The organism is Streptomyces sp. ML-6, assembly GCF_030116705.1.
Classification (GTDB): Bacteria; Actinomycetota; Actinomycetes; order Streptomycetales; family Streptomycetaceae; genus Streptomyces.
The window spans coordinates 5569895-5589628 of the sequence record NZ_JAOTIK010000001.1 but is presented as its reverse complement, the minus strand read 5'-3'; the positions used below and the strand labels follow the sequence as shown (position 1 = coordinate 5589628).

Annotated in this window: 18 protein-coding genes; all 18 read right to left on the bottom strand. The window is 69.9% G+C overall.

The window, feature by feature from the left end; all coding sequences use genetic code 11:
* Positions 1–81 precede the first annotated feature (81 nt).
* On the bottom strand, positions 82–1524 hold the full coding sequence (gene atpD, locus OCT49_RS24855; protein WP_283854042.1) for a F0F1 ATP synthase subunit beta: 1443 nt from the start codon (positions 1522–1524) through the stop codon (positions 82–84).
* Positions 1524–2438: a F0F1 ATP synthase subunit gamma gene (locus OCT49_RS24850; RefSeq protein WP_148839237.1), complete on the bottom strand. Its 915-nt coding sequence runs from the start codon at positions 2436–2438 to the stop codon at positions 1524–1526. The genes atpD and OCT49_RS24850 overlap by 1 nt, the downstream gene beginning before the upstream one ends.
* 3 nt (positions 2439–2441) lie before the next feature.
* On the bottom strand, positions 2442–4013 hold the full coding sequence (gene atpA / locus OCT49_RS24845; RefSeq protein WP_148839236.1) for a F0F1 ATP synthase subunit alpha: 1572 nt from the start codon (positions 4011–4013) through the stop codon (positions 2442–2444).
* Between the two features lie 135 nt (positions 4014–4148).
* Positions 4149–4964, bottom strand: coding sequence for a F0F1 ATP synthase subunit delta (locus OCT49_RS24840; protein ID WP_283854041.1), 816 nt, complete (start codon positions 4962–4964; stop codon positions 4149–4151).
* Positions 4961–5509, bottom strand: a complete 549-nt coding sequence (locus OCT49_RS24835) for a F0F1 ATP synthase subunit B (RefSeq protein WP_283854040.1) — start codon at positions 5507–5509, stop codon at positions 4961–4963. The genes OCT49_RS24840 and OCT49_RS24835 overlap by 4 nt, the downstream gene beginning before the upstream one ends.
* A gap of 38 nt (positions 5510–5547) precedes the next feature.
* Positions 5548–5781, bottom strand: coding sequence for an ATP synthase subunit C-like protein (locus OCT49_RS24830; protein WP_072483720.1), 234 nt, complete (start codon positions 5779–5781; stop codon positions 5548–5550).
* 72 nt (positions 5782–5853) lie between these two features.
* Complete coding sequence (gene atpB, locus OCT49_RS24825; protein ID WP_283855932.1) at positions 5854–6690, bottom strand: F0F1 ATP synthase subunit A; 837 nt, start codon at positions 6688–6690, stop codon at positions 5854–5856.
* A 210-nt stretch (positions 6691–6900) separates the two neighbouring features.
* A complete protein-coding gene (locus tag OCT49_RS24820) occupies positions 6901–7338 on the bottom strand; it encodes a Cg1360 family ATP-synthase-associated protein (protein WP_283854039.1) in 438 nt (145 codons plus the stop codon).
* Positions 7339–7601: 263 nt separating this feature from the next.
* Positions 7602–8993 carry an MraY family glycosyltransferase gene (locus OCT49_RS24815; RefSeq protein WP_283854038.1) on the bottom strand — a complete coding sequence of 464 codons (1392 nt, stop codon included), beginning with the start codon at positions 8991–8993 and terminating at the stop codon, positions 7602–7604.
* A gap of 164 nt (positions 8994–9157) precedes the next feature.
* Positions 9158–10423: a serine hydroxymethyltransferase gene (gene glyA, locus OCT49_RS24810; protein ID WP_283854037.1), complete on the bottom strand. Its 1266-nt coding sequence runs from the start codon at positions 10421–10423 to the stop codon at positions 9158–9160.
* 197 nt (positions 10424–10620) lie between these two features.
* Positions 10621–11262, bottom strand: a complete 642-nt coding sequence (locus OCT49_RS24805) for an arsenate reductase/protein-tyrosine-phosphatase family protein (RefSeq protein WP_283854036.1) — start codon at positions 11260–11262, stop codon at positions 10621–10623.
* Positions 11259–11906 (bottom strand): L-threonylcarbamoyladenylate synthase, encoded by a 648-nt coding sequence (locus OCT49_RS24800; RefSeq protein WP_283854035.1) that lies wholly within the window; start codon positions 11904–11906, stop codon positions 11259–11261. The genes OCT49_RS24805 and OCT49_RS24800 overlap by 4 nt, the downstream gene beginning before the upstream one ends.
* A gap of 64 nt (positions 11907–11970) precedes the next feature.
* Positions 11971–12816, bottom strand: coding sequence for a peptide chain release factor N(5)-glutamine methyltransferase (gene prmC / locus OCT49_RS24795; protein ID WP_283854034.1), 846 nt, complete (start codon positions 12814–12816; stop codon positions 11971–11973).
* A gap of 40 nt (positions 12817–12856) precedes the next feature.
* Positions 12857–13933: a peptide chain release factor 1 gene (gene prfA / locus OCT49_RS24790; RefSeq protein WP_283854033.1), complete on the bottom strand. Its 1077-nt coding sequence runs from the start codon at positions 13931–13933 to the stop codon at positions 12857–12859.
* A gap of 152 nt (positions 13934–14085) precedes the next feature.
* Positions 14086–14310, bottom strand: coding sequence for a 50S ribosomal protein L31 (gene rpmE / locus OCT49_RS24785; RefSeq protein WP_283854032.1), 225 nt, complete (start codon positions 14308–14310; stop codon positions 14086–14088).
* Positions 14311–14602: 292 nt separating this feature from the next.
* Complete coding sequence (locus OCT49_RS24780; RefSeq protein WP_283854031.1) at positions 14603–15706, bottom strand: LCP family protein; 1104 nt, start codon at positions 15704–15706, stop codon at positions 14603–14605.
* A 412-nt stretch (positions 15707–16118) separates the two neighbouring features.
* Positions 16119–18119, bottom strand: a complete 2001-nt coding sequence (rho, locus tag OCT49_RS24775) for a transcription termination factor Rho (RefSeq protein WP_283854030.1) — start codon at positions 18117–18119, stop codon at positions 16119–16121.
* A 383-nt stretch (positions 18120–18502) separates the two neighbouring features.
* Positions 18503–19420 (bottom strand): homoserine kinase, encoded by a 918-nt coding sequence (thrB, locus tag OCT49_RS24770; RefSeq protein WP_283854029.1) that lies wholly within the window; start codon positions 19418–19420, stop codon positions 18503–18505.
* Positions 19421–19734 lie beyond the last annotated feature (314 nt).

The window sequence follows — 19734 nt, the reverse complement described above, 5'->3', positions numbered from 1 at the left end:
TCGAGCCGGGTGTTGGGTCAATTCTAAGGGGCGTGGTGAGGGGGACGGGACCACACCCGTCCCCCTCGGTGAGCCATGGGCTCAGGAGACGCCGAGCTCCTTGGCGTTGGCCTTGAGGTCCTCGATGCCACCGCACATGAAGAACGCCTGCTCGGGGAAGTGGTCGTACTCGCCGTCGCAGATCGCGTTGAACGCGGCGATCGACTCGTCGAGCGGGACGTCCGAACCGTCCACGCCGGTGAACTGCTTGGCGACGTGGGTGTTCTGCGACAGGAAGCGCTCGACGCGACGGGCACGGTGGACGACGAGCTTGTCCTCCTCGCCCAGCTCGTCGATACCGAGGATCGCGATGATGTCCTGGAGGTCCTTGTACTTCTGGAGGATCCCCTTGACGCGCATGGCGGCCGCGTAGTGGTCGTCCGCGATGTAGCGGGGGTCCAGGATGCGGGACGTGGAGTCCAGCGGGTCCACGGCCGGGTAGATGCCCTTCTCGGAGATCGGACGGGAGAGAACCGTCGTCGCGTCGAGGTGGGCGAAGGTGGTGGCCGGGGCCGGGTCGGTCAGGTCGTCCGCGGGGACGTAGATCGCCTGCATCGAGGTGATCGAGTGACCACGGGTCGAGGTGATGCGCTCCTGCAGCAGACCCATCTCGTCGGCCAGGTTCGGCTGGTAACCCACCGCGGACGGCATGCGGCCGAGCAGGGTGGACACCTCGGAGCCGGCCTGGGTGTACCGGAAGATGTTGTCGATGAAGAAGAGCACGTCCTGCTTCTGCACATCGCGGAAGTACTCCGCCATGGTCAGACCGGCCAGCGCGACGCGAAGACGCGTGCCCGGCGGCTCGTCCATCTGACCGAAGACCAGCGCGGTCTTGTCGATGACGCCCGAGTCGGCCATTTCCTCGATGAGGTCGTTGCCCTCACGGGTGCGCTCGCCGACACCGGCGAACACCGACACACCGTCGTGGTTGTTGGCCACGCGGTAGATCATCTCCTGGATCAGAACGGTCTTGCCGACACCGGCACCACCGAACAGACCGATCTTTCCACCCTTGACGTACGGGGTGAGGAGGTCGATGACCTTGACGCCGGTCTCGAACATCTCGGTCTTGGACTCGAGCTGGTCGAAGTTGGGCGCCTTGCGGTGGATCGCCCAGCGCTCGGTGACCTCGGCCTCGGCCTCGGGCTTGTTCAGGATCTCACCGAGGGTGTTGAACACCTTGCCCTTGGTGATGTCACCGACGGGGACCGTGATGCCGGTGCCCGTGTCGGTCACCGGGGCCTGGCGGACCAGACCGTCGGTGGGCTGCATCGAGATCGCGCGGACCAGGCCGTCGCCGAGGTGCTGGGCGACCTCGAGGGTCAGCGTCTTGAGCTTGCCGTCCTCGGCCGGGTCGGCCACCTGGACGTTCAGCGCGTTGTAGATGTCCGGCATCGCGTCGACGGGGAACTCCACGTCGACGACCGGGCCGATGACCCGGGCGACGCGGCCCGTGGCAACGGCCGTCTCAACTGTCGTCGTCATTACTTGTCACTCCCCGCGGTCGCGTCGGCCAGCGCACTGGCACCACCGACGATCTCGCTGATTTCCTGGGTGATTTCGGCCTGGCGGGCCGCGTTGGCAAGCCTGGAGAGCGTCTTGATGAGCTCACCGGCGTTGTCGGTGGCCGACTTCATCGCGCGGCGGCGGGCGGCGTGCTCGGAAGCAGCGGCCTGCAGCAGCGCGTTGTAGATCCGGCTCTCGACGTATCGCGGAAGCAGGGCGTCGAGGACGTCCTCCGCCGACGGCTCGAAGTCGAACAGCGGAAGGATCTCGCCCTTGCCGCCCTCCTCCTTCGTGGCATCGAGACTGAGCGGCAGCATCCGGTTGTCCACCGGGTTCTGCGTCATCATCGACACGAACTCCGTGTAGACGATGTGCAGCTCGTCCACGCCGCCCTCGGCGGTCTCCTGGGTGACCGCCTCGATCAGCGGGGCCGCGGCCCGCTTGGCGTCCTCGTACGACGGGCTGTCGGTGAAGCCCGTCCACGAGTCCTCGATCTTCCGCTCGCGGAAGCCGTAGTAGGCGACGCCCTTGCGGCCGATCACGTAGGTGACGACCTCCTTGCCCTCGCCCCGGAGCCGCTCGGTCAGTCGCTCCGCGGCCTTGATGGCGTTGGAGGAGTAACCGCCGGCCAGACCGCGGTCGCTCGTGACGAGCAGGATCGCGGCCCGGGCCGGGGTCTCGGCCTCGGTGGTCAGCGGGTGCTTGGTGGTGGAGCCGGTCGCCACCGCGGTCACCGCGCGGGTGAGCTCACTGGCGTACGGCGTCGATGCCGCCACCTGGCGCTGCGCCTTGACGATGCGCGAGGCGGCGATCATCTCCATCGCCTTGGTGATCTTCTTCGTGGCGGTGACGGAGCGAATGCGGCGCTTGTAAACGCGAAGCTGAGCGCCCATCGATCAGCCCTCGCCCAGGAGCTTGCCGTCCGAGGTCTCGAACTGCTGCTTGAAGGCGGCGACGGCGTCGGCGATCGCCTGCAGCGTGTCGTCGGACATCTTGGCGCCCTCGCGGATGCTGGTGAGGAGGTCCTTGCGCTCGCGGCGCAGGTACTCCAGCAGCTCCGTCTCGAAGCGGCGGATGTCCTCGACCGGCACGTCGTCCATCTTGCCGTTGGTGCCGGCCCAGATGGAGATGACCTGCTCCTCGACCGGGAACGGGGCGTACTGCGGCTGCTTCAGCAGCTCGACCATGCGCTTGCCGCGCTCCAGCGAAGCCTTCGAGGCCGCGTCCAGGTCGGAACCGAAGGCGGCGAACGCCTCCAGCTCGCGGTACTGGGCGAGGTCCACGCGCAGACGGCCGGAGACCTGGCGCATCGCCTTGTGCTGGGCGGAACCACCGACGCGGGAGACCGAGATACCGACGTTCAGGGCCGGACGCTGACCGGCGTTGAACAGGTCGGACTCCAGGAAGCACTGGCCGTCGGTGATGGAGATGACGTTGGTCGGGATGAACGCCGACACGTCGTTCGCCTTGGTCTCGACGATCGGGAGGCCCGTCATCGAACCGGCGCCCATCTCGTCGGAGAGCTTCGCGCAACGCTCCAGCAGACGCGAGTGGAGGTAGAAGACGTCGCCCGGGTAGGCCTCACGGCCCGGCGGACGGCGCAGCAGCAGCGACACGGCGCGGTAGGCGTCGGCCTGCTTCGAGAGGTCGTCGAAGATGATCAGGACGTGCTTGCCCTGGTACATCCAGTGCTGGCCGATGGCCGAACCGGTGTACGGCGCCAGGTACTTGAAGCCGGCCGGGTCGGACGCCGGGGCGGCGACGATGGTCGTGTACTCGAGCGCGCCGGCCTCTTCGAGGGCACCGCGCACGGAGGCGATGGTGGAGCCCTTCTGACCGATGGCGACGTAGATGCAGCGCACCTGCTTGTTCACGTCGCCCGAGCGCCAGTTGTCGCGCTGGTTGATGATCGTGTCGACGGCCAGGGCGGTCTTGCCCGTCTGGCGGTCGCCGATGATCAGCTGACGCTGGCCGCGGCCGATCGGCACCATGGCGTCGACGGCCTTGTAGCCGGTCTGCATCGGCTCGTGCACCGACTTGCGGACCATGACGCCAGGGGCCTGCAGCTCGAGGGCGCGGCGGCTGTCGGTCGCGATCTCGCCGAGACCGTCGATCGGGTTGCCGAGCGGGTCGACGACGCGGCCGAGGTAACCCTCGCCGACGCCGACGGAGAGCACCTCACCGGTGCGCTGCACCGGCTGGCCCTCTTCGATGCCGCTGAACTCGCCGAGGACGATCGCACCGATCTCGCGCTCCTCGAGGTTGAGGGCGAGACCGAGGGTGCCGTCCTCGAACTTCAGCAGCTCGTTCGCCATGGCCGAGGGAAGACCCTCGACCTTCGCGATGCCGTCGCCGGCAACGCTGACCGTACCGACCTCCTCGCGCGAGGCCGCGTCCGGCTTGTACGCCTGGACAAAGTTCTCCAGCGCGTCCCGGATCTCCTCCGGCCGGATCGTGAGCTCCGCCATCTGGGTTCCCTGCTCTCCTTGTTGGGCCCGAAGTTTCTTAAGGGGGTCTGGGGGCCGACCCCCAGGAATCTTCTGCAATTTCTGCACGGCCCAACCGGGCCGCTGGTCTTGCTCTGTCTTTGGTTGCTGCGTCGGTCAGCCGGCCATGCGACGGGTCGCCTCTTCGAGGCGCTCCGCGATGGTGCCGTCGATGACCTCGTCACCGACCCGCACCGCGATCCCGCCGAGGACCGCGGGGTCCACGTCGAGGTTCAGGTGCATCGGGCGGCCGTAGATCTTCGTCAGCGCGGCGCCGAGGCGCTGCTTCTGCCGATCGTTCAGCGGCACCGCCGAGGTGACCACCGCGACCATGCGTTCCCGGCGCTCCGCGGCGAGCTTGGAGAGGGACTCGAGTCCCGCTTCCAGGCTACGTCCACGCGGCTGGGTGACAAGGCGGACGATGACGCGCTCGGTGGCGGGCCGCGCCTTGCCGCCGAGCAGGCTGCGCAGCAGCTGCCCCTTGGCGGCGGTGGACGCGGACCGGTCGGTGAGCGCGGCGCGGAGCTCCTTGTCGGAGGCCACGATCCGGCCGAACCGGAACAGCTCGTCCTCGACGTCGTCGAGGTCACCGCTGCGCTGGGCGGCGGTGAGGTCGGCGATGTTCGCCAGTTCCTCGACCGAGTCGACCAGGTCGCGGGACTGCGACCAGCGGGAGCGGACCATGCCGGAGACCAGGTCGACGGTCTCGCCGCCCACCTGCCCGCCCAGCAGTCGTCCCGCCAGCTCCGCCTTGGCCTCGCCGGCCTGCGACGGGTCGGTCAGGACCCGCCGCAGCGACACCTCGCGCTGGAGCAGCGCCGTGACGGCGGCCAGCTCCTCGGCGAGCTTCGCCGCGTCGACCGACGTGCTGTCGGTCAGCGCGTCGAGACGCTCACGTGCGGCAGCCAGTGCCTCGCGGCTCGAGCCGTTCATCGGACGGCCTCGGCCTTCGCCTCGAGCTCGTCGAGGAAACGGTCGACGGTGCCGCTCTGCCGGGCGTGGTCCTCGAGGGACTCGCCGACGAGCTTGCCGGCCAGGTCGGTGGCGAGCTTGCCCACGTCCTGACGCAGCGCGGCGGCCGCGGCCTTGCGGTCGGCCTCGATCTGGGCGTGGCCGGCAGCGATGATCTCCTCGCGCTGCCGCTGGCCTTCCGCCCGCATCTCCTGCAGGATCACGGCGCCCTGCTCCTGTGCCTCCTGGCGCAGGCGCGCGGCCTCGTGACGGGCCTCGGCGAGCTGAGCCTTGTACTGCTCGAGCACGCTCTGGGCCTCGGTCTGGGCCGCATCGGCCTTTTCGATACCGCCTTCGATGGCCTCGCGGCGCTCTTCCAGAACCTTGTTGATGTTCGGGAGGAGCTTCTTGGCGAGGAAGCCGAAGACGATGACAAAGGCGATGAGGCCGATGACGAGCTCGGGGATCGGCGGAACGAGCGGGTTCTCCGCACCTTCCGACGCGAGCTGCTGAACCAGGGGGTTCACATCAGTGCCTTCCGTCGAATGGGCTGTTCGCGACCAGGTCAGGAGGTCGGGTAGACGAACGGCATGACCAGACCGATCAGGGCGAGCGCCTCACAGAAGGCGAAGCCGAGGATCTGGTTGGCGCGGATCAGGCCGGCAGCCTCGGGCTGACGGGCGAGGGCCTGGGTGCCGTTACCGAAGATGATGCCGACGCCGACGCCGGGGCCGATGGCGGACAGGCCATAGCCGACGGAGCTGAGGGAACCGGTGACGGCGGCAAGGGTCTGGGACATGCCAGTTCTTCCTTCTCTTTCACGGACCGGCGGGGGTTGGCCACCGGACGACTGGGGGTAGGGCAGGCGCGATCAGTGGTGCTCGGCGACAGCGCCCTGGATGTAGGTGCACGCCAGGAGCACGAAGACGTACGCCTGAACGGCCTGGATGAAGAGCTCGAAAGCCGTCATCACGATGACCATCACGAACGACACACCCGCGTAGGCGATGCCGATGCCGTTGAGCAGGTACCAGCTGGCGATGGTGAAGAGCAGCAGCAGCGTGTGACCCGCGAACATGTTCGCGAAGAGTCGGACCGCGTGCGTGAAGGGACGGACCAGGGTGTTCGAGAAGAACTCGATGACCATGATCAGCGGCAGGACCGGGCCGAGCGACTTGTCGTAGCCGGTCAGGTTCTTGAAGCCGCCGACGAAGCCGTGCCGCTTGAAGGTGAGGCTCATCCAGAGGATGTAGACGATCAGCGCCAGGGCGGCCGGGTACGCGATGATCGACGTCACCGGGAACTGGGCGAGCGGGATGATCGACCAGAGGTTCATCATCCACACGAAGAAGAAGATCGAGACCATCAGCGGGACGTACTTCTCGCCCTCGCGCTTGCCGAGCGTCTCGTAGACGATGCCGCGGCGGACGAAGTCGTAGCCGGCCTCGGCCACCATCTGCAGCTTGCCCGGAACGATCTTCGGCTTACGGAAGGCGGCCCAGAAGAAGCCGACGATGATGACCGTACCGAGGAGCGCCAGCAGCATCGTCTTGTTGAAGTAGACGTTGCTGTCCGCGTCACCGAAGATCGGCTCGAACAGGAAAGAGTGCAAGCCGGGACCCGGGAAACCACACCCGTCGAAGATGTGGCAATCGGTCTCGAAGGCGAGCACCTGCGTCGGGTCAGCACTCACCGCGGGCTCCTTCAGCGTGGCGCATAGGTACGGCAACCTCGTTGTGTCGGCGCGGCGCGCAGCCGCGGTTCGGCACTGGACTGGTGTTACGGATGTGTGAGCGGCAGTCAGGCATTGAGCCTCGCGATCGAGCAGGCGTCAGCTCACATGCCCGCGCCCGCAGTGCCGCAGTTGGAACCGGACGATAGCAGGGTCTTGAACCCGCACTTATCCCGCCCCTACCCTTCACGACTTCGAGCCCGTGTTCTTGGGCTTTTCCGCCTTGTCGGACTCGGGTTCGACGTAAAGGATCTTGGCCTTCATGTGCGCGCGCGTCTGCGCGCCGATCCACACGAGGGTCAGTGCGACCAGAGTGATCGCGAACGCCTTCGGGTTGAACATCGTCGTGTCCTTGAAGACGGCGACGAAGACGAACAACAGCAGAAGTTGCGTCGTGTAGAGCATCAGGCCCATTGCCTGGAACAGCTGGGGCAGGGACCGCGCGGTCCGCTGCAGGACGACCAGGCCGATCCCCATGAAGAGGACCACCACGAGCGTCGCGACGAGCGCGCCGATGGCTCCCTTGCCGCCCGCGACACCAGCGCTGACGGCGACGGCGACGGCGCCGGCGGCAGCGGTGGGTACGGCGGTCTGGAGGAGAGTCCGGGCGTCGTTGGACGGCATGGCGGCAGCTCCGCTTGCAGGGGGTGGGCAGGGTGTCGTCATGGACGATCGTAGGCCCGGTCCGGGGCGATGCCTCGGGCCGATGGACCGCGCTACTACAAGTCCTTCGGCTCCGTCACCGGGCTTCGTGAACGGTATCACAAACTATTTGATGAGGTCTTTACCAAGAAAGTGTGCTCACAGTCACACGTGAGAGTGAATCTGCGCATGTGAGCAAGACAACTCAATATCTTGCCTGGTATTGCCCTCTGGTGACCGAATCATCAACGTGCGGATTCGGCCTTGCCTCTGTCCGAAAAATGAGTTCGCCCGCCGATCGCGGTCGCTCCGTTGACGCCGGAGACTCCCACCACGACCGGGGGCCGCTCCGTCGTCCCCGGCCCCTCGGCCCGCCTCATCTCCCCTGCCGCGGCCCCCTGTTGGGCTTCGGGAGCCGCCGGAAGGGGCGCCTGGGGATCACCGTCCCCCGCGCGGCGCCGACGGCGGTAGCGGGGCGGCAGGAAGCGTTCCGCCCAGTACGGCGCCTTCGGCGTGAAACGGGGCATCAGCAGCAGTACGAGGCCCAGTGCGCTCAGCCCCATGATGACCAGGACGATCCACAGCGACGTCGAATGCACGGAATATCCGACCGCACCGAAGGCGATCAGGGCCGACCAGAAGTACATGATCAGCACCGACCGGCTGTGCGAATGGCCGATCTCCAGCAGCCGGTGGTGCAGATGGCCGCGGTCCGCGGCGAACGGCGACTGCCCGTTCCAGGTGCGGCGCACGATCGCCAGCACCAGGTCCGCGGCCGGGACCGCGATGACCGTCAGCGGCAGCAGCAGCGGGATGAAGACCGGCAGCATCGCGTGCGTGGCCTCGCGCTCGCTGCCCGCGAAGAGCTTCATCGTGTCCGGGTCGACCTGCCCCGTGACGGAGATCGCCCCGGCCGCCAGCACCAGGCCGATCAGCATCGAGCCCGAGTCGCCCATGAAGATCCGGGCCGGGTGCATGTTGTGCGGCAGGAAGCCCAGGCACATGCCCATCAGGATCGCCATGAAGAGCGTCGCCGGGGCCGCGGCCTCGATCGTGTGCCCGTACCAGAGCCGGTACGTGTACAGGAAGAACGCGGCGGCCGCGATGCAGACCGTGCCGGCCGCGAGGCCGTCCAGACCGTCGACGAAGTTGACCGCGTTGATCGTGATGACGACCAGGGCGACCGTGAGCAGCGTGCCCTGCCACTGGGTCAGCGCGACGGTGCCGACACCGGGGATCGGCAGCCACAGGATCGTCAGCCCCTGGATGACCATGACCGCGGCGGCGATCATCTGGGCGCCGAGCTTGATCAGGGCGTCCATCTCGAACTTGTCGTCCAGCACCCCGATCAGCCAGATCAGGGCGGCCCCGGAGAGCAGCGCCCGCGGTTCGTTGGAGAGCTGGAAGACCCAGTCGAGGTTGTGGAGATGGGCCGCGACGATCAGCCCGGCGCACAGGCCGCCGAACATGGCGATGCCGCCGAGCCTCGGTGTCGGTTCCCGGTGGACGTCACGCGCACGGATCGCGGGCATCGCCCCGATCGCGATGGCGAACTTGCGCACCGGGCCGGTCAGCAGGTAGGTCACCGCAGCCGTGACACAGAGCGTCAGCAGATAATCACGCACGGGCTGCCCCATAGATTTCGCCGGCCATCTCAGCCCACACCTTAGACCGTCCGGCGCTTGCGGACGGCCGTGGTGCGTCGGCCTCACAGGTGAGGACACGGGGACCGGACCCCACGGTTGCACGGAGGGCGACCAGGGGTTTTCCGGCCGGGTCCGGCCCGTCCGGACGGCTCGCCCTACCCCGGATAGGGCGGGTGCTTCCCGACCAGTTCCCGCACCTCGTCACGGACGTCGCCCTCCTGTCGCACCGCCGTCCCGAGGAGCGCCGCGAGCCGCGCCATGTCGGTCTCGTCCATGCCCTGGGTGGTCACGGCCGCGGTCCCGAGCCGGATGCCGCGGGCGTCCCCGTACGGCAGCGCGCAGGTGTCCAGCACCACGCCCGCCGCCGCCAGCCGGGCCCGGGCGCCCGGCCCGTCGACGCCCAGCGGGGCCGGGTCGGCGACGATCAGGTGGGTGTCCGTGCCGCCCGTGGTGATCTCGAAGCCCTCCGCCTCCAGGCCGGCCGCCAGCGCCCGGGCACGCTCCACCACCCGGTGGGCGTAAGCCGTGAACGCCGGGGTGGCCGCCTCCCCGAACGCGACGGCCTTCGCGGCGATCGTGTGCATCTGCGCACCGCCCTGGGTGAACGGGAAGACCGCCCGGTCGATCCGCTCCGCCAGCTCCGCCCCGCACAGAATCATCCCGCCGCGCGGCCCGCGCAGCACCTTGTGCGTGGTCGCGCAGACCACATCGGCGTACGGCACCGGGCTCGGCGCCGCTCCCCCGGCGATCAGCCCCATCGGGTGCGCGGAGTCGGCGATCAGGTACGCGCCCACCTCGTCGGCGATCTCCCGGAACAGGGCGTGGTCGGGATGGCGGGGGTAGGAGATCGAACCGCTCACGATCGCCTTGGGCCGGTGCGTACGGGCCAGGGCGCGCACCTGCGCGTAGTCGATCAGGCCGCTCTCGGAGTCCACCCCGTAGCCGACGAACTCGAACCAGCGGCCGGAGAAGTTGGCGGGCGAGCCGTGGGTGAGGTGGCCGCCGTACGGGAGTCCCATCGCGAGCACCGTGTCGCCGGGGCGCAGCAGGGCGGCGTACGCGGCGAGGACCGCGGAGGAGCCGGAGTGCGCCTGGACGTTGGCGTGCTCGGCGCCGAAGAGGGCGGTGGCCCGGCGGCAGGCGATGCGTTCGGCGGCGTCGGCCTGTTCGCAGCCGCCGTGGTGGCGGGCGCCGGGGTAGCCCTCGGCGTACTTGTTGGCGAGCGGCGAGCCGAGGGCGGCGAGGACCGCGGGAGAGGTGAAGTTCTCGGCGGCGGTCAGCTGGAGGGTGTCCGACTGCCGGCGCAGCTCCCCCAGCAGCACGTCGGCGATCTCCGGGTCCTCCCGGCGCAGGGCGTCGAAGTCCTGCGGCAGGGCGGTCCCGGGGGCGGAGGGGGGTGCGGCGGGGGTGGTGACCGGCATCGGGGAACTCCGGACCTGGAGGGGGTGCGCTGGCGTCAGCTCCAATGTAGGCCCGCGACGGCCCCCCTGCCCGCTGTGCGGCGCCGTCGTCCCTCCGTCGGCCCCTTGGGTGCCCGGCCGGTGCGTACGGCCGCCGGAGTGGCACGGGCGGGCCTTGCGGGGCGGGCGGGCCTTGCGGAGGCGGGCGGGCGCGCGCGTCAGTGGTGTGCGGGAACGCCCGTCAGCGCGGTGACCACCGGGTCGAGGGCCTGGTTGATTTCGTCGCCGATGGAACGGAAGAAGGTGATCGGGGCCCCGTACGGGTCGTACACCTCGTCCGCATCGGCGGTGGGGGCCAGCAGCCAGCCGCGCAGCGCGGCGGCGGCGCGGACCAGCGCGCGGGCGCGCTCCACGACGCCCTCGTCCCGCGGGTCCGGCAGGGTGGCGGGGTCTATCGCCCGGACCAGCCGGGTGAATTCCTTGAGGGTGAAGGTGCGCAGGCCGGCCGAGTGCCCCATCGAGATCACCTGGGCGCGGTGGTCACGGGTGGCGGTGAGCACCAGATCGGCGCGGATCACGTGCTCGTCGAGGAGTTCCCGGCCGACGAAGCCGGCCGGGTCGGCCCCGAAGTCGGTGAGGACGGTCTCCGCGTTGGCCTCCATGGGTGCCCCCTCGTGCCCCCAGGTGCCCGCGCTCTCCACGATCAGCCCGCCGCCGAGCGGATCGCCGAGGCGGTCCACCAGGGCGTGCCGGGTCAGCCGCTCGGTGATCGGTGAGCGGCAGACGTTGCCGGTGCTGACGTGGAGGATGCGGAAGGTGTCGGCCCGCCCCGTTATGCCACGCCCCTCAGGGGCGGTCAATTCGCCACCTCGAGGTCGGGTACCACCTTGCGGAGTTCCTCGACGGAGAGCGCGCCGGCCCTCAGCAGCACGGGGACCTTGCCGGTCACGTCGACGATCGACGAGGGCACGATGCCGGGCGTCGGGCCGCCGTCCAGGTAGACGGAGACGGAGTCCCCGAGCATCTCCTGGGCCGCGTCGCAGTCCTCGGGGGCCGGGTGGCCGGTGAGGTTGGCGCTGGAGACGCCCATCGGGCCGACCTCCGTGAGCAGCTCGATGGCGACCGGGTGCAGCGGCATCCGGATGGCGACGGTGCCGCGGGTGTCGCCGAGGTCCCACTGGAGCGACGGCTGGTGCTTGGCGACGAGCGTGAGGGCGCCGGGCCAGAAGGCGTCGACGAGCTCCCAGGCCTGCTCGGAGAAGTCGGTGACCAGGCCGTGCAGGGTGTTCGGGGAGCCGATCAGGACCGGGGTCGGCATGTTGCGGCCGCGACCCTTGGCGTCCAGCAGGTCGGCGATGCCCTCGGCGCTGAAGGCGTCCGCGCCGATGCCGTACACGGTGTCGGTGGGCAGCACGACCAGTTCGCCGCGGCGGACGGCCGACGCTGCCTCCCGCAGGCCCGTCTTGCGGTCGGTCGCGTCGTTGCAGTCGTATCGCCGTGCCATCAGTCGGCCTCCTCGAGCGTGTACGGGTATGACGGGTACGGGCCGGACGTACGGTGGTCCCCGGTCACGGCATGGCCTTGCGGGCCGTGGCGAACCTCGGCCGGTTGTTCAGGTCGGGGTGGTCGGCCGCGTCCGCCCAGCCCCGTTCCTCGGTGAAGATCCACGGCACCTGGCCGCCCTGGGTGTCGGCGTGCTCGATGACGACGAGTCCGCCGGGGCGCAGCAGGCGGTGCGCGGTGCGTTCGATGCCGCGGATGGTGTCGAGGCCGTCCTCGCCGGAGAACAGTGCCATCTCCGGGTCGTGGTCGCGGGCCTCGGGCGCCACGTACTCCCACTCGGTGAGCGGGATGTACGGCGGGTTGGAGATGACCAGGTCGACCTGGCCGTCGAGTTCGGGCAGGGCGGTCAGCGCGTCCCCCTGGTGGACGGTGACCCTGGACCCGTCGGCGTTCTTCCGGGTCCACTTCAGGGCGTCGTCGGAGAGCTCTACCGCGTGCACGCGCGAGCGCGGCACCTCCTGGGCCATGGCCAGGGCGATGGCGCCCGAGCCGCTGCAGAGGTCGACGACGACCGGTTCGACGACGTCCATCGCGCGCACGGCGTCTATCGCCCAGCCGACGACCGACTCGGTCTCCGGGCGCGGCACGAAGACGCCGGGGCCGACCTGGAGCTCCAGGTAGCGGAAGAAGGCGCGGCCGGTGATGTGCTGGAGCGGTTCGCGGGCCTCGCGGCGGGCGACGGCCTCCCAGTAACGGGCGTCGAAGTCCGCGTCCGGCACCCGGTGCAGCTCGCCCCGCTTGACGCCGTGCACGAACGCGGCGAGTTCCTCCGCGTCGAATCGCGGCGAGGGCACACCGGCGTCGGCCAGCCGCTGGGTGGCCTGGGCCACCTCGGCGAGCAGCAGGTTCATCGCGGTTCTCCGTACGGTGTTACGGGCGGGGCTGACTTGTTTACGCGGCGGCGAGCTTGGCTGCCGAGTCGGCGTCGACGCAGGCCTGGATCACGGCGTCCAGGTCGCCGTCGAGCACCTGGTCCAAGTTGTACGCCTTGAAGCCGACGCGGTGGTCCGAGATCCGGTTTTCCGGGAAGTTGTACGTACGGATCTTCTCGGAACGGTCGACCGTGCGCACCTGGCTGCGACGTACGTCCGAGGCTTCCTGCTCGGCGGCCTCCTGCGCGGCGGCGAGCAGCCGGGAACGCAGGATGCGCATGGCCTGCTCCTTGTTCTGGAGCTGGCTCTTCTCGTTCTGGCAGGAGGCGACGACGCCGGTCGGCAGGTGGGTGATGCGGACCGCGGAGTCGGTGGTGTTGACGGACTGGCCGCCGGGGCCCGAGGAGCGGTAGACGTCGATGCGGAGGTCGTTGGCGTGGATCTCGACGTCGACCTCCTCGGCCTCGGGCGTGACGAGCACACCGGCGGCGGAGGTGTGGATGCGGCCCTGGGACTCGGTGGAGGGCACCCGCTGCACGCGGTGCACCCCGCCCTCGTACTTCAGCCGGGCCCACACGCCCTGGCCGGGCTCGGTGGCGCCGTTGCCGCCCTTGGTCTTCACGGCGACCTGGACGTCCTTGTAGCCGCCGAGCTCGGACTCGGTGGAGTCGATGATCTCGGTCTTCCAGCCGACGCGCTCGGCGTAGCGCAGGTACATGCGCAGCAGGTCGCCGGCGAACAGGGCGGACTCGTCGCCGCCCGCGCCCGCCTTGATCTCCAGGAGCACGTCCTTGTCGTCGCTGGGGTCGCGGGGGACCAGGAGGAGGCGGAGCTTCTCGGTGAGCTCCTCGCGCTGCTTCTCCAGCTCCTTGACCTCGGCGGCGAAGTCGGGGTCGTCGGCGGCGAGCTCGCGGGCCGTCTCGATGTCGTCGCCGGCCTGCTTCCAGGAGCGGTACGTCGCGACGATCGGGGTGAGCTCCGCGTAGCGCTTGTTGAGCTTGCGCGCGTTGGCCTGGTCCGCGTGGACCGCCGGGTCCGCAAGCTGCTTCTCCAGATCGGTCTGCTCGCCGATCAGTTCCTCGACCGCCTCGAACATCTTCGGGCTCCTGGTTCCTTCACTCTGCGTGCCTGCTGGACGGCGTGGGGCCGGCCGGGCGGGAACGTGGTGGGCCCTGCGGCCCCCGGCCGGAAAAAACGCCGGTCTCGATGCCCCCGGAAGAGGGCACCGAGAACCGGCGCAGTGGCTCGCTACTTGCTGGCGGAGCCGGCAGCCTTGCCGAAGCGGGCCTCGAAGCGGGCCACGCGGCCACCGGTGTCGAGGATCTTCTGCTTGCCCGTGTAGAACGGGTGGCACTCGGAGCAGACGTCGGCGCGGATGCTGCCGCTCGCGAGGGTGCTCCGGGTGGTGAACGACGCGCCACAGGTGCAGCTGACCTGCGTCTCGACGTACTCGGGGTGGATGTCGCGCTTCAAGGGTTTCTCCTAGGTTCGGGAGGGCGCCGGGTCGCACGCACGGATTGCGCGTCCGTGAACCGGGGCCGACGTACCAGTCTGCCAGGACCGGCCGTATCTCCCAAAACCGGGGGCGGTCCGCAGCTATTCCCGGCTTGTCCGGTCCTCCGCTCCCCCGCCTTCCGGGCATCCCTTCCCGGTCCGCCGGTCAGCACTTCCGCGCTTCCGGTCGGCGCTTCCCGGCCCACCGGTCGTCGCGCACGGCCCGCCCCGCCCGGGTCGCCCGGTCATCCGTTCCACGGCCGCCCCGGGGTCACCGGACGATGCCGCCCGCGACGCCCTTGTCGCCCGCCGACCCCCGGGTGGCGGAGGCGGGGATCGGCCGGTCCGCCTTCAGCGCCGCCCACACCTGCCGGGCGGACTTCTCCAGCGGCACGACGCGGTTCGGGTCGGCCGGGTCGTACTGCACGGGCAGGGTCACCATGTGGACGTCCTTCGGGGCGAGGCCCTTGAGCCCGTTGGCGAAGGAGGTGAGCTCCTCGACCGAGCCGAGGTCGGAGTCGGTGGTGACGGCCTTGGTGGCGGTGTCCGCGAGGTCGAACAGCTTCTTCGGGTTCGAGAACACCCCGACGCTCCTGACCTGCTCCATCAGTGCCTTGACGAACGCCTGCTGGAGCTGGATGCGGCCGAGGTCGCTGCCGTCGCCGACGCTCTTGCGGGTACGGACGAGGCCGAGGGCCTGCTCGCCGTCCAGGGTGTGGGTGCCCGGTTCGAGGTTCAGGTGGCTCTTGGGGTCGTCGATCGCCCGGGTGGTGGTGATCTCCACACCGCCCAGCTCGTCGATGAGCTTCTTGAAGCCGGTGAAGTCGACTTCGAGGTAGTGGTCCATGCGGATGCCGGACATGGACTCGACGGTCTTGACCGCGCAGGCCGGCCCGCCGGCCTCGTACGCCGTGTTGAACATCGCGCGCTGCTCGCCGGCGACGGGCTCCCCCGTGGTGTCGCTGGTGCAGTCGGGGCGGGTGATGAGGGTGTCGCGCGGGATGGAGACGACGGAGGCCGTTTCGTGGCCCTTGTTGATGTGCAGGACCATCGCGGTGTCGGAGCGCGCCGTGCCCTCGTCGACGCCGTACTCGGAGTTGGCGCCGGACCGGGAGTCGGAGCCGAGCACGAGGATGTCCTCGGAGCCGTCGTCGATGTCGTCGGGGCGGTCCTTGCCGAGCGCCGCGTTGATGTCGACGGCCTTGAGGTTGCCGTTGAGCGTGACGTAGGCGTATCCGAGCCCGGCACCGCCGAGGACCACGACACCGGCCAGGCTCCAGGCCGCGATCACTGTTGCCCTGCGGCGACGGGAGGGCTTCTTCCGGCGCTTGCCGGTGGGGCGTATTCGCCCGCCGCCCCCTCTCTGCTCGGCCACGGCCACCCCTCTCCCTCGCTCGTCGGCGTCCGCCGGACCGCTCGGCCCCGGCCGCCGGACGGGTCCGCGCCGACGGCACGCCCCGGTCCCCTTTTCGCCGTCTTTGGCGACTTGTCGGTACTTGGTACGACGCGGCGGTACGAAGAAGGGTTGCACAGCCGACTGTTGGGTCCGTGTGAGGAAATACGGAGCGGTCGACACCGGTGGACAGTCGGTCACACCCCGCTCACCTGCGGTTTCTCGCTCTTTGCGGGCACCGCTGCGGCGTCCGGTGCGACGGCCGCCGTGTGGCGAAGGTCTCGGACCGGACGAACGGGCCGGCGGGGCCGGTACGCGGAACGGGGCCGCCCCCGTCACCGAAGTGACGGGGGCGGCCCCGCGGTTCGACCGGTCCGGCCGGTCCGCTGCGACGTCAGTCGTTGCCGTTGCCCGGCGCCGGCGTCGTCTTCTGGATCTGGAGCAGGAACTCCGCGTTGGACTGGGTCTTCTTCATCCGGTCCAGGAGGAGCTCGATCGCCTGCTGCTGGTCGAGCGCGTGCAGCACCCGGCGCAGCTTCCAGACGATCGCCAATTCCTCGCCGCCCAGCAGGATTTCCTCCTTGCGGGTGCTGGACGCGTCGACGTCCACCGCCGGGAAGATGCGCTTGTCCGAGAGCTTCCGGTCGAGCTTGAGCTCCATGTTGCCGGTGCCCTTGAACTCCTCGAAGATCACCTCGTCCATGCGCGAGCCGGTCTCGACGAGCGCGGTGGCCAGGATGGTCAGCGAGCCGCCGTCCTCGATGTTGCGCGCCGCGCCGAAGAAGCGCTTCGGCGGGTACAGCGCGGTCGAGTCGACACCACCGGACAGGATGCGGCCGGAGGCGGGGGCGGCGAGGTTGTACGCGCGTCCCAGACGGGTGATCGAGTCCAGCAGGACGACCACGTCGTGACCCAGCTCGACGAGGCGCTTGGCGCGCTCGATGGCCAGCTCGGCGACGGTGGTGTGGTCCTCGGCGGGGCGGTCGAAGGTGGAGGAGATGACCTCGCCCTTCACCGACCGCTGCATGTCGGTGACCTCTTCCGGACGCTCGTCGACCAGGACGACCATCAGGTGGCACTCGGGGCTGTTGACCGTGATCGCGTTGGCGATCGCCTGCAGGATCATGGTCTTGCCGGTCTTCGGCGGGGCCACGATCAGACCGCGCTGGCCCTTGCCGATCGGGGCCACCAGGTCGATGATCCGCGTCGTCAGGACGTTGGAGTCGGTCTCCAGACGGAGCCGGTCCTGCGGGTAGAGCGGCGTCAGCTTCTGGAACTCCGGGCGGCCTCGGCCGCTTTCGGGCGCCATGCCGTTCACCGAGTCCAGACGCACCAGGGCGTTGAACTTCTCACGGCGCTCGCCGTCCTTGGGCTGGCGCACCGCACCGGTGACGTGGTCGCCCTTGCGCAGGCCGTTCTTGCGGACCTGGGCGAGCGAGACGTACACGTCGTTCGGGCCCGGCAGGTAGCCGGAGGTCCGGATGAACGCGTAGTTGTCGAGGATGTCCAGGATGCCCGCGACGGGGATCAGGACGTCGTCGTCCGAGACCGGGACCTCGCCCGCGAACTCGTCGCGGCCCCGACGGCCGCGGCGGTCGCGGTAGCGGCCCCGACGGCCGCGCCGGCCGCCCGCCTCGTCGTCGTAGCCGTCGTCCTGCGGGCCGCCGCCGCCCTGCTGGCCCTGGCGCTGCTGGCGCTGGCCGGCCTGCTGGCCCTGGTCGTCGCCCTTGCCGCGGCGGTCGCGCTGCCGGTCGCGGCGATCCCCGCGCTCGCCGCGCTCCTGGCGGTCGCCGCGCTGGCCGCGCTCCTGGCGGTCGCCGCGACGGCCCTCGGCCGTGTCGGCGGCCGTCTCGGCCTTGGCCTCGGCACGCTCCTCGCCCTTCGGCTCGGCCGGCGCCTCCGCCTTGGCCTCGGCGGGCTTGCTCTCGGCCTTGGTCTCCGGGCTGCCCGCCTGCGCGGTCGCACGGCGCCGACGGCGCTCGCCCGTGGGCTGGTCGTCGCTGGCCGGCTGGCCGGGGATGTCGATCTGCTGCTGGGCCGCGGCCTTCTCGGCGGGCGCGGCGGCGGAGTCGTCCCCGGTGCGCGCCTTGGAGGTGGCCCGGCGCTTGGGCTTGGTCTCGGCCTCCGCGGCGGGCGCGGCGGCCTTGGGCGCGGCGGAGCTACCGGCCTGCGCCTCCTTGATGACCTCGATCAACTGGCCCTTGCGCATCCGCGCAGTGCCCCTGATACCGAGGCCGGACGCGACCTGCTGCAGCTCGGCCAGGACCATGCCGTCAAGGCCGGTGCCGGAGCGGCGGCGCCGTGTGGTGGTGCCAGTGGCAGCACCTTCGGCGGGCGCGGCGCTGTCGACGCTCTTGTCGGCAGTCACGCCCATCAGATCGGTGGTGTCGCTCACGAAGGGTCCTTCCCTGGAGCGGACGTCGGCCTTCTGGCTCGGCGACCGGTTGTGCTGTCCGACTGCGGTCTTTTCTTGCGGACCGTGCCGGGGCGGTGGTCCGCCGGGTACGGCGGAGAGATGAAGGTGTGCAAGGGCCCGGCGCGAGATCCCCCTGCTCGGCCCACTCCTGGACGAGCGAGGGGTGTCGTGCCGGTTCCGGAGCGTGCACGAAACTGCTCAGGCGGGCTGCTCAGGCAGTTGGGGAGGCTCCCGGAAGAATTGGTGGTCCCGGAAAGGGACACGAAGCAACGCGCCACATAGACGTCGGTTGCAGACTTGAGGTTAACACTACCGGCTCCAACAAACATTCCCCCTCTCACTCACCGGCAATCACTTCTCGGCTACGGGGCGAGCGGCAGCACACTCGCGCCCGGGGCGTCGAGGGCGAGACGGTTGGCCGCCCACCCCTCGCCCGCCAGCTGTGCGACCTTGTCGGCCGCACCGTCCTCGGCCAGTGCGAGCACCGTCGGCCCGGCACCGGAGATGACCGCGGGAACGCCCTCGGCGCGCAGTCGGTTCACGAGCTCCACGCTCTGCGGCATCGCCGGGGCGCGGTATTCCTGGTGCAGCCGGTCCTCGGTGGCGGTGAGCAGCAGCTCCGGCCGCCTGGTCAGGGCCTCGACGAGGAGTGCGGCCCGGCCGGCGTTGAAGGCGGCGTCGACGTGCGGGACCGTGCGCGGCAGCAGTCCGCGGGCGGTCTCGGTCAGGACCGGCTCACTGGGTACGAAAACCACCGGAACGATGGATTCTGCGGGGTCCATCCTGATCGCGCGCGCCGATCCGCCGTCCATCCACGCAAGGGTGAATCCGCCGAGCAGACAGGCCGCGACGTTGTCGGGGTGGCCCTCGATCTCGGTGGCGAGCTCCAGCAGCGCGGCGTCGTCGAGCCGGGCGTCGGCGCCGGTCGTCACGGCGCGGGCGGCGACGATCCCGGCGCAGATGGCGGCCGAGGAGGAGCCGAGGCCGCGCCCGTGCGGGATGCGGTTGGCGCAGACGATCTCCAGGCCGCGGGGCTGTCCGCCGAGCAGGTCGAAGGCCGTGCGCAGGGAGCGCACGAGGAGGTGCCTCTCGTCGCGGGGCAGGGTGTCGGCGCCCTCGCCCGCGATGTCGATGTGCAGTCCGGAGTCGGCGACGCGTACGACGACGTCGTCGTAGAGACCCAGCGACAGGCCGAAGGCGTCGAAACCCGGGCCCAGGTTGGCGCTGGTCGCGGGGACGCGCACCCGGACGGCGGCGGCTCGGAAGGCAGGACCGGCCATCGGTTGGACGACTCTCCTTGTGAGGCGGCGGGGGTGGTGAAGCGATGTGGCTGTCGGCGGGAGGTTGTGGCGGCGGGGAGTGGAATTCCGGGGAACCCGATGGCCACAACGGCCCCTGCACCGCGGCAGATGCGGTGGTACGGCTTGAGTACAGCTTATCGAAGGAAGGTTCTGTGGCGACATAGGGCGCACAGGAGGCGCACGATGCGTGTCGCACGCCTCCTATGCGCTCTCCGTCCCGAAAAGGGCGGTTGAGCTGGATTCCGCTCACCGGGGAAGGCTTTCCGGCAACGCCGTACGGGCGTTTGCCGACT

Coding starts and splice junctions, on each gene's coding strand:
- atpD (WP_283854042.1), bottom strand. CDS start 1,524: ATGACGACGACAGTTGAGACGGCCGTTGCCACGGGCCGCGTCGCCCGG.
- OCT49_RS24850 (WP_148839237.1), bottom strand. CDS start 2,438: ATGGGCGCTCAGCTTCGCGTTTACAAGCGCCGCATTCGCTCCGTCACC.
- atpA (WP_148839236.1), bottom strand. CDS start 4,013: ATGGCGGAGCTCACGATCCGGCCGGAGGAGATCCGGGACGCGCTGGAG.
- OCT49_RS24840 (WP_283854041.1), bottom strand. CDS start 4,964: ATGAACGGCTCGAGCCGCGAGGCACTGGCTGCCGCACGTGAGCGTCTC.
- OCT49_RS24830 (WP_072483720.1), bottom strand. CDS start 5,781: ATGTCCCAGACCCTTGCCGCCGTCACCGGTTCCCTCAGCTCCGTCGGC.
- OCT49_RS24820 (WP_283854039.1), bottom strand. CDS start 7,338: ATGCCGTCCAACGACGCCCGGACTCTCCTCCAGACCGCCGTACCCACC.
- OCT49_RS24815 (WP_283854038.1), bottom strand. CDS start 8,993: ATGGGGCAGCCCGTGCGTGATTATCTGCTGACGCTCTGTGTCACGGCT.
- glyA (WP_283854037.1), bottom strand. CDS start 10,423: ATGCCGGTCACCACCCCCGCCGCACCCCCCTCCGCCCCCGGGACCGCC.
- OCT49_RS24800 (WP_283854035.1), bottom strand. CDS start 11,906: ATGGCACGGCGATACGACTGCAACGACGCGACCGACCGCAAGACGGGC.
- prmC (WP_283854034.1), bottom strand. CDS start 12,816: ATGAACCTGCTGCTCGCCGAGGTGGCCCAGGCCACCCAGCGGCTGGCC.
- prfA (WP_283854033.1), bottom strand. CDS start 13,933: ATGTTCGAGGCGGTCGAGGAACTGATCGGCGAGCAGACCGATCTGGAG.
- thrB (WP_283854029.1), bottom strand. CDS start 19,420: ATGGCCGGTCCTGCCTTCCGAGCCGCCGCCGTCCGGGTGCGCGTCCCC.